The sequence below is a fragment of the Corallococcus sp. CA054B genome (assembly GCF_003611625.1).
GTDB lineage: Bacteria > Myxococcota > Myxococcia > Myxococcales > Myxococcaceae > Corallococcus > Corallococcus coralloides.
In genome coordinates this window covers 1-14,270 of the sequence record NZ_RAVY01000012.1, presented here as the reverse complement: position 1 = coordinate 14,270, position 14,270 = coordinate 1, and the positions used below count along the sequence as shown (strand labels likewise).

The window sequence follows — 14,270 nt, the reverse complement described above, 5'->3', positions numbered from 1 at the left end:
GGGGACCCGGAAATGACGCAGCCGTCGCGCACGCTCACGCCCGTTGAAACTCTTGCTTCCTTGATGGGCGTCGCGCCCGCTGAACTCGAACGCAAATCAGGAATCCTGCTCGGAAACCTGGGCATGGATTCGCTCACGGCGACTCGCGTGCGCGGCTCGCTTTCGCCCATGCCGTCGTATCAGGTGCTCTATGGCCTGACCGTGGCGCAGGCGGCGGCGCTCATTCCAAGACATGAAGAATCCGCGTCTTCGAATCTGAGAAACAGGGACGGATCCTCCAGCACGGATGAAGCCTTCGAGCTCACGCCGATGCAGGTGTCCTATGTGATTGGCGCCAGCCAGGACTGTCCCTGTCAGGTCTATTCCGAGTTCGACATCACCGACCTGGACGTCGCCTGTTTCCAGGAGGCGGTCCGACTGGTCGTGGCGCGGCATCCCATGCTGCACGCGGTCATCGTGGAGGGCACCCGGCAGCGCGTCCTCCCGGAAGCCGAGCGACGCGAGCCGGTGCGGCTGGAGGCGCTCCCGGTGGTGGACCTGGAGCAGCGGCGCCAGGAGTGCATGACGGCGTTCCGTTCCCGGACGAACCTGCACTGGGACCTCCAGTTGAGCCGCGTGGACGCGCGCACCGTCCGCGTCCACCTGCTGCTCGACATGCTCTTCATGGACGCCACCAGCGCCATGATCCTCTGCCGCGAGGTCTCCCGGCGCTATGGCGAACTCCTGCGGCAGGACGTCCCGTCCGTGCCCGAGTCGGACGCGCTCGCGTTCAGGGACTACTGCGACCAGCTGGGGACGAAGCAGGTCTCAGCGGCGTCGCTCGACTACTGGACGGCGCGGCTGGACGCGATTCCCCCGCCGCCGCAGCTGCCGCGCCGCAAGGGTGGGAGTGGGCAGGGCGTGGACTTCCAGCGTGAATCCATCGCGCTGGGCACCGAGCGCTGGAACGCGCTCAAGGCCCACGCGAGCGCGCTGCAGGTGACCTCCAACGCGCTCCTGCTGGCCGTCTTCTCGGAGGTGCTGGGGCTCTATGCCGAGGAGCCGGACTTCACGGTCACCGTCACCATGTCGGAGCGGCCGGTGTCGCTCGGAAACGACTTCACCGGCACCGTCGGCGAGTTCACCAACGTCCTGCTGTGTCCCATCACGGGCCGGTACACAGGCCTCGCGGAGCGGGCGCTCGCCATCCACCGCGAGCTGAGCCAGGGGCTCGAGCACGGCGACCTCAGCGGGTTGGAGGGCGTCCGCATGCTGCGCAAGCACCGCACGGATCCGCACCTGAGCTTCCCCATCGTCTTCACGTCCTTCCTCGGCATCATCGACTCGCCCGTGGACTTCGCGGGCTGCCAGACGGGCCTCCACTTCCAGCAGACCCAGACGCCGCAGATCACCCTGGACCACCAGGTCTACGAGCTGGACGGCGAGCTGCGCATCAACTGGGACTACGACAGCCAGGTCCATGACCGCGAGCAGATGCGCGACATGCTGGCCTGCTTCCGGCACCAGCTGGAGCGCGTGGCCCAGGGCGACCTGAGCCCGTCGGTGCTGCCCCCCGACGTGCTGGCGCTGCGCGTGGGCGCGAACCAGACGCACGTGGACTTCGACGCCCGGCTGCCGCGCCTGCTGCACGGCCAGGTGCTGCGCGCCGCGGAGGCGACGCCCGGGGCCCTGGCGGTCATCGACCAGGACGTCCGGCTGACCTACGCGGAGCTGATGGCGCTGGTGCGCGCCGCCGCCGTGCGCTTGCAGGACGCGGGCGTGGGCCGGGGCTCCTGCGTGGCCATCGTGATGGAGAAGGGGTGGGAGCAGGTCGTCGCGACGACGGCCATCCTGCTGACCGGCGCGTTCTACCTGCCGCTCAACCCGAGCCACCCCGATGATCGCCTGCGGAGCATCCTCACCGTGGCGGACTGTGACATCGCGCTGGTGCAGGACAAGTGCGTGTCGGAGGACCGCCACTGGCATCGCGCTCAAGGCGGCTCGGACGCCATCCTCACGCTGAGCGTGGACCTGTCGCTGGCGGCCCGGGAGGCCGGGCGCGTGCCTACGCCCGTGGCGGTGGATCCGGAGGACCTGGCCTACGTCATCTTCACGTCCGGTTCGACGGGGGCTCCCAAGGGCGTGGAGATTTCGCACGGCCCCGCCGTCAACACGTGCCTGGACATCAACGCGCGCTTCGGGCTGGGGGCGCGGACGGTCACCTTCGCCATCTCCTCGCTCAGCTTCGACCTGTCCGTCTGGGACATCTTCGGGACGCTGGGGGCCGGGGGCACGGTGGTGGTCTGCAAGCCGGACGGGACGCGGGATCCGGACTACTGGTGGCAGCAGCTGCACCAGCACCAGGTGACGGTCTGGAACACCGTCCCCACCTCCTTCGAGATGCTGATCGCCGCGCGTCCGCCGGGCGCGGCGCTGCCCTTGAAGGTCGCGATGCTCAGCGGCGACGCCATCAGCATGACGATGGCGGACCACGCGCTGTCCCAGTTCCCGGACCTCCACCTCGTGGCCCTGGGCGGCGCGACGGAGGCCTCCATCTGGTCCAACTTCCACGTCATCACCCGGCAGTCGCGCGAGCTGGGGACGGAGCTGGTTCCCTACGGACGGCCCCTGTCGAACCAGACGATGCACGTGCTGGACGCGCGGTTCGGCTACCGGCCGGCGGGCGTCGTCGGAGACATCTACATCGGCGGTGTGGGCCTGGCGCGCGGCTACTTCCGCGACCCGGAGCTCACGGCCAGCAAGTTCCTCAGTGAGACTCCGTTCGGGAGGCTCTACGCGACGGGCGACCTGGGCCGCTACCTGCCCAACGGCGAGATTGAGATTGTCGGCCGCAAGGACTCGCAGGTGAAGGTGGGCGGCCACCGCGTCGAGCTGGCGGAGATCGAGCACTGCGCGGAGCGGCTGCCGTCGGTGCAGCGGGCCGCCGTCGTGCACCTGCCTGGGGAGGGCGGCCGGCTCGTCGGCTTCGTGACCGTGCGGGAGCCGGGGACGGATGCGCAGGCGCTGGAGGAAGCGCTGCGGCAGCACGCGGAGAAGTACCTTCCGGACTACATGGTCCCGCAGCGCTGGCGCGTCCTCGAAACGCTCCCGCTGACGGCCAACAGCAAGGTGGACACGCGCACGCTGCGGCAGCTGGCGATGGCCTCCCAGGCGCGCACCCAGGACAGCGAGCCGGTGGAGGGCAACAGCGAGGTCGCGCTCATCCTGCAACTCGCCGCGCAGGTGCTGGGCGTGCCGGCCAATGCGCTCTCCGCCACGCAGAACCTGGCGGAGCAGGGCCTGTCGTCGCTGTTCGCCGTGCGGCTCGTGAACCTGCTGTCGGCGGCCTGGAACACGCGCCTCTCCTACACGCTGGTCTTCAACCACCCGAGCGCGGTGAAGCTCGCCGCGTACCGGGCCGGGCGCGTGGCGCCGCGGGCCTCCGTGCGGCGCGAGGCCTCGGCGGTGGACGCGGCGGAGCCCATCGCCATCGTGGGCCGTGCGTGCCGGCTGCCCGGAGACGTGCTGTCTCCGGATGACCTGTGGGAGATGTTGCTGGGCGGGACGGACTGCGTGGCGGAGGTCCCCGCGTCGCGCTTCGACATCGACGAAATCTACGACGCCAACCCGGAGGCGGTGGGCCGCAGCTACACGCGGCGCGGCGCCTTCATGAGCGAAGTGGAGAGCTTCGATCACGACTTCTTCGGCATCCCGGTCGCGGAGGCTCGCGCCATGGATCCGCAGCAGCGCATGCTGCTGGAGGTCACCTACGAGGCCTTCCACGCCGCGGGCTACGACAAGGACCGCCTGCGCGGCTCCTCCACGGGCGTGTTCATCGGGCAGATGAACTACGACTGGATGACGGACTTCGGTCACGTCACCGACTACGCGGGCACGGGCTCCGCGCCGTCCATCTCCTCCAACCGCATCTCCTTCGCGCTGGACCTCGCCGGCCCGAGCATGACCGTGGACACGGCCTGTTCGTCGTCGCTGGTCGCGGTGGATGCGGCCATCACCAAGCTGCGCTCGGGCGCGTGTCGCATGGCCGTGGCCGGCGGCGCCAACATGATCCTGAGCGCCACGCCCTATGTGATGACCTGTCAGGCGCGCATGCTGTCCGTGGACAGCCGCTGCGCGACCTTCGACAGCGCCGCCAACGGCATCGCACGCGGTGAAGGCGTGGGCGCCGTCGTGCTCAAGCGCCTGAGCGACGCGCTGGCGGACGGGGACCCGGTGCTGGCGGTGATCCGCGGCTCGGCGGTGAACCAGGACGGACGGAGTGCTTCGCTGACGGCGCCCAATGGCCTGGCGCAGGAAGCGGTCATCCGCCAGGCACTGGACGTGGCGGGGCTGGAGGGGCGCGACGTGGACTACGTCGAGTGCCACGGCACCGGCACGTCGCTGGGCGACCCGATCGAAGTCGAAGCGCTGAAGAACGTCCTCGGTGAGCGGCGTGAGAAGCCGGTGGTGCTGGGGGCCATCAAGAGCAACATCGGTCATCTGGAGGGCGCCGCCGGTGTGGTGGGCCTCATCAAGGCCCTGGAGGTGCTGCGTCGCCGGGAAGCGCCCGGCAACGTGCACTTCAAGTCGCTGAACCCGAAGATCGACCTGGAGGGCTTCGCGGCCGTCATCCCCACCCGGCCGACGGCGCTGGGTACGACGGGGGTCCCCCTGGTGGCGAGCGTCTCCTCGTTCGGCTACGGCGGCACCAACGCCCACGTGGTGCTCGAGTCCTACGTGGCGCCCTCGATGAGCCAGGAGCCGCCGCCCGCGGACGCGCTCTGGCTGTTCACGGGGCAGGGCTCCCTGGTGCCGGGAGCGGCGAAGGGGCTGTACGGGGCCAACGCCGTCTTCAAGGAGGCGCTGGACCGCTACGCGGCATTCCTGGAGTCGAAGGTGGAGGTGCCGCTGCTGAAGCTGCTGCTCTCCGACGACAAGGACATGGCGGCGCAGGTGCAGGAGACGCAGTACGCGCAGCCGGCCATCGTCGCGCTCCAACTGGCGCAGGCGGCCATGTGGCGGGCGCGCGGCATGCGCCCCGCGACGGTGCTGGGCCACTCGGTCGGTGAGTTCGCGGCGGCGGCGGTGGCGGGGGTGATGAGCGCGGAGCAGGCGCTGGAGCTGGCCGCGATGCGGGGCCGACTCATGGCGGCGTGCCCGCGCGGAGGCATGGCGGCGGTGCGGGCCCCGGTGGATCAGGTCCAGCCGTTGCTGCCGCCCGAGCTGGTGGTGGCGGCGGAGAACGAGCGGGCGACGACGGTGGTGGCAGGCCCGAAGGACGCTCTGCACCGCTTCGTCACGGAGGTGCTGGGCGTCGGGCACACGATGCTGGCGGTGTCGCACGCGTTCCACTCGCCGATGATGGCGCCCGCGGCGGACGCGTTCCGCCAGCGGTTGGAAGGGGTGGAGCTGCGCGAACCGCAAGGCGTGCGGTTCATCTCCACGCTGACAGGCACGGCGGAGACGTCGCGGCTGTGCACGGCGGAGTACTGGGCGGAGCAGCTGCTGAAGCCGGTGCTGTTCCTTCGTGCGGTGGAGACGGCGTGGGCGCAAGGGCCGGCGAAGACGGTCGTGGAGCTGGGGCCGGGCTCCACGTTGCTCCAGTTGGCGAAGCGGAGCATGGGCGAAGCGGGGCCGCGCTGGGTGACATCGAGTCAGGCGACCCGTTGGCGCCCGGGGCCTCGGCTGTTCCGGAACGTGCCGCTGGGCTGGAACAAGCCGGTGTCGAAGTTCGCCTCGCCCAAGGCCGCTCCCGCCGTGGAGCAGGCCACACCCGCCACCTGCGTCTACGAAACCACGTGGATGCCCCTGCCTCCCTCGACGAAGGTCGCCCCGAAGGCCGGCGCGCACCTGCTGTTGACGTGTGAGGCATTGGCTGAAGCGCTCCCCGACGGATGGCAGTCGGTGGTGGCGAAGGACGAGGCGGAGTGGCTGCCGCGGGTATCGGGCCAGCGCTGGGCGACAGTGGCCCTCTGGGGGCATGGCACCGAGGAGGATGTGGCGCTGGGGCTTCGGCTGCTCCAGACGGCCCAGGCCGACCGGTGGGTGTTCGTGACCGGTGCGGGCAGTGAGGACGACGCGGGCCTGTGGGGCCTGGCGCGGGTGTCCCGGCTGGAGCGGCCGGACCTGCGGGTGCGCTGCATCGAGCAGGCGGATGGCCCGCTGGCGAAGGTGCTCTCGCTGGCTTCGAGCGATGACGCGGAGGACGAGCTGTCGGTGGACGCGGCCGGCGTGGTGCGGGTTCCCCGGCTGCGTCGCTGCGCGGGCCTGGAGGGCACCGGGAAGCTGCCGGTGCGTCCGGACGCGACGTACGTCATCAGCGGAGGGCAGGGAGCGCTGGGCAGGGTGGTGGCCCGGCTGCTGGTGGATCGCGGGGCGACGCACGTGCTGCTGCTGTCACGCACGGCGGGAGCAACGCTTTCGCCAGAGCTGGAAGCGCTGCGCGCGAAGGCGCGGGTGGAGTGCGTGGCGTGCGACGTGTCCCGTGCGGAGAGCGTGCGCGAGGCGAAGGCCTGGTTGGAGACGTCGGACTGGCCCTCCGTGGGCGGAGTCGTCCACGCAGCGGGTGTGCTGAGTGACGGGACGCTGCCGAACCAGTCCGCGGAGAAGCTGCGGCTGGCCTACGGAGCGAAGGTGCACGGGGCGCGGAACCTGCGGGACGCGTTCAGCCCACCGGACTTCCTGGTGCTCTTCTCCTCGACGGCGGCGGCCCTGGGCTCCGCGGGGCAGGGCAGCTACGCGGCGGCGAACGCGACGCTGGACGCGCTGGCGCGCAAGTGGTCGTCAGCGGGCGAGCCCGTGCTGTCGGTGCAGTGGGGCGCGTGGTCCGACGGCGGCATGGCGGCGCGGCACGAGGCGTTCAAGCGGGCGGAGGCCGAGGGACTGGGCAGCATCCGCGACTCGCTGGGCACGGCCGTGTTGGAGCGGTTGCTGGCCACGGGCAAGCGGGGAACGGTGTGCGTCTCGCCCATCGACTGGAGCCGGCTCACCCTGAAGGGCCCTCGCTTCGAACTGCTGGCGGGGCCTGGTGGCTCGACGAAGCGGCAGACCTGGAGCCGTCTGGCGTTGCAGCAGCTGGTCCGCGACTGCGTCCTCCAGTTCATTCCGTCCAACTCGGTGGAGGTCAACCGCTCCTTCATGGAAGCGGGCTTCTCCTCGCTGGACCTGGTGCAGTTCCGCCGTCAGCTGCTGGCACGTCTTCCGGACACGGTGGAGCTGCCGGTCCACTTCGCCTTCAACTACCCCACCGAGGAGGACGTCACCCAGCACCTGTTCGAACAGCTCCAGGCCCGGTCCGCATCCACGGCGGACACCGAGGGCATGTGGACGCTGTTGAACGGCCGCACCCAGGGCCCGCCGCTCTTCCTCGTCGGCGGCGTCATGGGCACGGCGGAGAAGACCTTCGGGTCCCTGGCCGCCGCGCTGTCGGTGCCGGTCTACGCCGCCATGCCGGGCATTCCGGCGGTCATCGACCCGGCGGTGACGAGCCTGGAAGGGATCGCCGCGGAGCTGCGCCTGTCCATGGAGCGCACCGCGCCGGGTGAGGCCTACTCCGTCGGAGGCCTGTCCTTTGGCGCGGCCGTCGCGTTCGAAATGGGCCTGCAGCTGGAGCGCGAAGGCAAGCTCGCCCGGGTCGTGATGCTGGACCCCCGGCACATGCCGCCGTTCGTCGCGCCGGAAGGCCCCGCGCCCTTCGAGCTGCTGGTGCAGCACTACACGCCGTCGGACGTGGTCCGCTCGCCGGTGCTCGTCTTCCAGTGCGCGATTCCGCCGTGGGAGCGCCAGTCGGAGATGATGCGTGAGGCGTCGCGCTCCTTCCAGGATGACGCTGGCGCGCTGGAGCGCTGCCGCGCGATGTGCCCGGGGATGGAGCTCATCCGGAGCGACGGGCACCACTTCAACCTCCTCAACAAGCACGTCGAACCCATCGCCGCCCGCATCGAGCGCGACCTCCTGGCCCCACCCGCCAGGGAGCAGGGCACGGAGGCCATCGCCATCGTGGGCCGAGCGTGCCGCCTGCCCGGGGGCGTCCGTTCGCCGGACGACCTGTGGGCCATGCTGCTCGCCGGCAAGGACTGCGTCACCGACATCCCGGCGTCGCGCTTCGACATCGACGAGGTGTTCGATGCCAACCCGGACGTGGCGGGCCGCAGCTACACCCGGCGCGGCGCCTTCATGAACGAGGTGGAGGGCTTCGACCACGACTTCTTCGGCATCTCCATGTCCGAAGCGCGGGCCATGGACCCGCAACAGCGCCTGTTGCTGGAGGTCGCCTACGAGGCCTTCCACGACGCGGGCTACGACAAGAAGCGGCTGAAGGGCTCGCCGACGAGCGTGCACATCGGTCTGGCGAACGACGACTGGACCACGATGGGCCGCGACCATGAGGCCCACAGTCCGCACTTCGGCGCGGGCGTCTCCGGGTCCATTGCCTCCAATCGCATCTCGTACCTGCTGGGCCTCACGGGTCCCAGCATGACGCTGGACACCGCCTGCTCGTCGTCGCTGGTGGCGGTGGACCTGGCGGTGGAGAAGCTGCGCAACGGCATCAGCTCCCTGGCGCTGGTCGGCGGCGTCAACGTGATGCTGCACCACCGCATGTTCGTGAGCGCCTGTGCCACCAAGGCCCTGTCACCCGCGGGCCGCTGCGCGACCTTCGACGCGGCCGCGGATGGCTACTGCCGTGGCGAAGGCGTGGGCGCCATCGTGCTCAAGCGCCTGAGCGATGCCGTGGCGGACGGCGATGAGGTGCTGGCCGTCATTCGCGGCACGGCGGTCAACCAGGACGGGCGCAGCGCTTCGCTGACGGCGCCCAACGGCCTGGCGCAGGAGGCGGTCATCCGGCAGGCGCTGAAGGTCGCGGGCCTGGAAGGGCGCGACGTGGACTACGTCGAATGCCACGGCACCGGCACGTCGCTGGGCGACCCCATCGAGGTCGGCGCGCTCAAGAGCGTGCTGGGAGACCGGCGCGAGAAGCCGGTGGTCCTGGGCGCCATCAAGAGCAACATCGGCCACCTGGAAGGCGCGGCCGGAGTGGTGGGCCTCATCAAGGCGATGGAGGTGGTGCGCCGCCGGGAAGCGCCCGGCAACGTGCACTTCCAGTCGCTGAATCCGAAGATCGACCTGAACGGCTTCCCCGCCGTGATCCCGACGTGCGCGACTCCGCTGGCGACAGGGGAGGACATACGGCCGCTCGTGGCGGGTGTGTCGTCGTTCGGCTTCGGTGGGACGAATGCCCACGTGGTGCTGGCGTCGTACGGGAAGTCCGGCGCGGTGGCGGAGCGGCGTGCGCGCGTGGAGTACGCGCCGCGCTTCCTGCCGTGGCGGCGGCTGCCGCATCCGTTCCTGAGCCGAAAGGAGGAGGACAGCTTCGTGGCGGTGCTCGCGGGAGAGCAGGCGGAGCGCTGGAAAGACCACCGCATCGCGGAGCAGGTGCTGGTGCCCGCCGCGAGCCACCTGACGCTGCTGGGCGGCGCCGCGCTGATGAAGCAGGGGCGCGACGCCTCCCGCTCCGTGGGCGTGGAGGTCCAGGACGTGGTGATGCCCCGTCCGCTGGTGGTGGGCGGAGCCAGCATCGTCCGCTGTGTCGCCAATGGCAGCCAGTGGAGCGTGCAGGAGGAGCGGGCCGGGAGCCGTGAGCTCGTGGCGAGCTGCAGGGCCACGCGCCTCCTGGGGAGTGCCGAGGTCGCTCGGGCGGACGTGGAGGTCGAAGCCGTACGGAGCCGGTGTGCTCCGGCGGACGTGGAGGCGCTGTATGGCCTGCTGCTTCGCCAGGGCGTGCAGTTCGGACGCGGCTACCGCAACCTGACGCAGCTGCACCTGGGCGAGGCAGAGGCCCTCGCGCGGGTCGAGGTGGAGCACGCGTCCGTGATGGACCGGGGCCTGACGCTGGTCCACCCGGCGACGCTGGACGCGGGCATCCAACTGCTGGGCCTGTGGGGAATGAAGACCTGCGGGGTCTGCCTGCCCTTCAACGTCCAGAGCGCCCGGCTGTTCGTCGTGGAGGAGCAGCCGCGCGAGCTGTGGGCCTACGCCCGCGTGACCGCGAGCAGCGCGAGGAGCGTGGAAGGAACGGTGACGCTCTTCAGTGACACCGGCGAGGTGTACGCGGTCCTGGAGGGCCTGACGTGCCGGCAGGCCAGCGTGGACACGCGAGTCCAGGAGAGTGTCTTCGAGACGGAGTGGGTGACGTCGGCTGCGACGCCACGGCTGCTTCCGACTCAGGACGGCGCGCACCTGTTGGTGGTGCGCGAGGCCATCGAGGGACCGCTGCCCTCCGGCTGGCAGGCCCTGGTGGTGAAGGACGAGGCGGAATGGCTGCCGGTGGTGTCGGGCCAGCGCTGGACGACGGTGGCGCTCTGGAGCCATGGCGCGGAGGAGGACGTGGCGTTGGGGCTACGGCTGCTCCAGACGGCCCAGACCGAGCGCTGGGTGTTCCTGACGGAAGCGGGCAGCGACGGCGACGCCGGACTGTGGGGCCTGGCCAGGACGGTGCGCCTGGAGCGCCCGGAGGTGCGGCTGCGCTGCATCGAGCACGCGGGGAGCGCGCTGGCGAAGCTGCTCACGCTGGCGACGAGCGAAGAAGTGGAGGACGAGCTGTCGGTGGACGGGGCGGGAGGGGTGCGAGTCCCCCGCCTGCGGCGCTGCGCGGATGTCGGGAGTGCCGAGAAGCTGTCGGTGCGCCCGGACGCGACGTACGTCATCAGCGGAGGGCAGGGGGCACTGGGGACAGTGGCGGCCCGGCTGCTGGTGGAGCGCGGAGCCACGCACGTGCTGCTGCTGTCGCGCACGGCGGGAGCAACGCTTTCGCCGGAGCTGGAAGCGCTGCGCGCGAAGGCACGGGTAGAGAGCGTGGCGTGCGACGTGTCCCGTGCGGAGAGCGTGCGCGAGGCGAAGGCCTGGCTTGAGGCTTCGGGCTGGCCCTCGGTGGGCGGAGTCGTCCACGCAGCGGGAGTGCTGAGCGACGCGACACTGCCGAACCAGTCCGTGGAGAAGCTGCGTCAGGCCTACGGGGCCAAGGTGCACGGAGCGAGGAACCTGCGGGAGGTCTTCACTCCGCAGGACTTCCTGGTGCTCTTCTCGTCGGCTGCATCGGTCTTCGGCTCCGTGGGGCAGGGCAGCTACGCGGCGGCGAACGCGACGCTGGACGCGCTGGCGCAGAAGTGGTCCTCGGCGGGCGAGCCGGTGCTGTCGGTGCAGTGGGGTGCCTGGTCCGAAGGCGGCATGGCGGCCCGGCACGAGGCCTACAAGCGCGCGGAGGCCGGAGGCTTCGGCAGCATCAGCGACGCGCTAGGCACGGCCGTGCTGGAGCAGTTGCTGGCCGCCGGCAAGCGAGGCGCGGTGTGCGTCTCGCCCATCGACTGGAGCCGGCTGCGGCTGGATCAGCCGCTGGTGTCCCGCTTCCGGACCAGGCGCGTCGAGACACAGGCCCCGAAGCGCTCGGACGCAAAGAGCGGCCCGACGATGGCGGAACTGGTCGCGCTGGTGCGTCGCGCGGCGGCGGAGTCGATGGGCCTGCCCGCGGGCGGTCAGGTCATCGACGACGAACCGCTGATGGCGCAGGGGCTGGACTCGCTGGGCGCGGTCGGACTGGCCCAGAGCCTCAGCCGCGAGCTGGGCCTGACGCTGGGCGCGGTGTTCGTGCTCAACCATCCGACGCTCGAAGAGATGGCCGCGGCGCTCGCCGCACGGCTGGAGAACACGACGTCGAGCACTCCGGCTCCGCGTCCTCGGATGCAGCGCTCCGAGGAGCCCATCGCCATCGTGGGCACCGCCTGCCGTCTGCCCGGCAACGTCCGCTCCCCGGACGAGTTGTGGGAGATGCTGCTCGCGGGACGGGACTGCGTGACGGAGATCCCGTCATCCCGCTTCGACATCGATGAGGTGTTCGACGCCAACCCGGACGTGGCGGGCTGCAGCTACACCCGGCGCGGCGCCTTCATGAGCGGGGTGGAGAGCTTCGACCTCGACTTCTTCGGCATCCCGGTCGCGGAGGCGCGGGCGATGGACCCGCATCAGCGCCTGTTGCTCGAAGTGGCCTACGAGGCCTTCCACGACGCGGGCTACGACAAGAAGCGCCTGCGAGGCTCCGCCACGGGCGTCTTCGTCGGGGTCGCCAACCAAGACTGGATGATCGTCTGCGGGGAGACCGAGGCGAAGAACCCCTTCTTCGGGGCCGGCGTGTCGTCCTCCATCATGTCCAACCGCATCTCGTACCTGCTGGGACTCACGGGGCCCAGCATGACGTTGGACACCGCCTGTTCGTCATCCCTGGTCGCGGTGGACCTGGCGGTGGAGAAGCTGCGCGGCGGCGTGTGCTCGACGGCGCTCGTGGGCGGCGTCAACGTGATGCTGCACCACCGCACCTTCGTGGGCTGCTGCTCCGCCAAGATGCTGTCCTCCGAGGGCCGCTGCGCCACCTTCGACGCCTCCGCGGATGGCTACTGCCGTGGCGAAGGCGTGGGCGCGGTCGTCCTCAAGCGCCTTAGTGACGCGCTGGCGGACGGCGACGAGGTGCTGGCGGTCATTCGCGGCACGGCGGTCAACCAGGATGGTCGCAGCACGTCCCTGACCGCGCCCAATGGCCTGGCGCAGGAGGCGGTCATCCGGCAGGCGCTGGACGTCGCGGGGCTGGAGGGACGCGACGTGGACTACGTCGAATGCCACGGCACCGGCACGTCGCTAGGCGACCCGATTGAAGTCGAAGCGCTCAAGACCGTCCTGGGGGAACGGCGCGAGAAGCCGGTGGTCCTGGGGGCCATCAAGAGCAACATCGGACACCTGGAAGGGGCCGCCGGTGTGGCCGGTCTCATCAAGGCGGTGGAGGTGGTGCGCCGCCGGGAAGCGCCCGGCAACGTGCACTTCCAATCGCTGAATCCGAAGATCGACCTGAACGGCTTCCCCGCGGTGATCCCGACGGCGCCGACGGCGTTGGGCAAGAAGGGGGACACGCGACCGCTCGTGGCGGGGGTGTCGTCCTTCGGCTTCGGAGGGACGAATGCCCACGTGGTGCTGGAGTCGTACGCTGGCGCGGTGGCGGAGCGGCGTGCGCGCATGGAGTACGCGCCGCGCTTCCTGCCGTGGCGGCGGCTGCCGCATCCGTTCCTGAGCCGAAAGGAGGACGGTGACTTCGTGGCCGTGCTCGCGGGGGAGCAGGCGGAGCGCTGGAAGGACCACCGCATCGCGGAGCAGGTGCTGGTGCCCGCCGCGAGCCACCTGACGCTGCTGGGCGGCGCCATGCTCCTGAAGCAGGGCGCGGACGGCATCAAGGCCCCTGGCGTCCAGGTGGAAGACGTCATCATGCCGCGTCCGCTCGTGGTGAGCGGTGGGGACACCCGGGTTCGTTGTGTCGAAAGCGGCGGCCAGTGGAGTGTGGAGGGCGGGCAGGGTGCCTTCCCGGAGAAGGTGGCGAGCTGCCGCTCCGCGCGGGTCCTGAACAGCATCGACCTGATGACGAGCGATGTGGACGTCGACGCCGTGCTCGAACGCTGCGCTCCGGAGGACGTGGGGGCGGTGTACGAGACGATGTCCCGGCTGGGAGCGAACTTCGGGCGCGGCTACCGCAACCTGACGCGGCTGCACCTGGGCGAAGAGGAGGCCATCGCGCGGATCGAGGTGGAGCACACCTCCGTGGTGGACCGGAGCCTGACGCTGTTGCATCCGGCGACGCTGGACGCGGGCATCCAGTTGCTGGGCCTGTGCGGCCTGAAGACCTGTGGCGTCTGCCTGCCGTTCAGCGTCCAGAGCGCCCGGCTGTTCTCCGTGGAGGAACAGCCGCGCAAGCTGTGGGCCTACGCCCGGGTGACGGAGCGCGGAGCCAGGAGCGTGGAGGGAACGGTGACGCTCTTCGGCGACACCGGTGAGGTGTACGCGGTCCTGGAGGGGCTGACGTGCCGGCAGGCGAACGTGGACACCCAGCTCCACGACAGCCTCTTCGAGACGGAGTGGACGCCCCAGGTGCCCGCGCCGAACCTGCTGCCCGTCAGGAGCGAGGGCACCGGGCTGTTGCTGTCGCGCGTGAAGATCGAGGGAGCGACGCCGCCGGGTTGGCAGGTGCTGGTGGCGGAGCACGAAGAGCAGTGGCTGCCGGTGGTGTCGGACCAGCGCTGGACGACGGTGGCGCTCTGGAGCCACGGCGCGGAGGAGGACGTGGCGCTGGGACTGAGGCTGCTCCAGACGGCCCAGACCGAGCGCTGGGTGTTCCTGACGGAAGCGGGCAGCGACGGCGACGCCGGACTGTGGGGCCTGGCCAGGACGGTGCGCCTGGAGCGCCCGGAGGTGCGGCTGCGCTG

Annotated in this window: 1 protein-coding gene; it reads left to right on the top strand. The window is 70.6% G+C overall.

Annotated features, from left to right (window positions below):
* Positions 1-123: 123 nt before the first annotated feature.
* Positions 124-14,270 (top strand): non-ribosomal peptide synthetase/type I polyketide synthase (locus tag D7V80_RS42565; protein ID WP_233585146.1); only part of this gene is annotated, 14,147 nt, incomplete at its 3' end.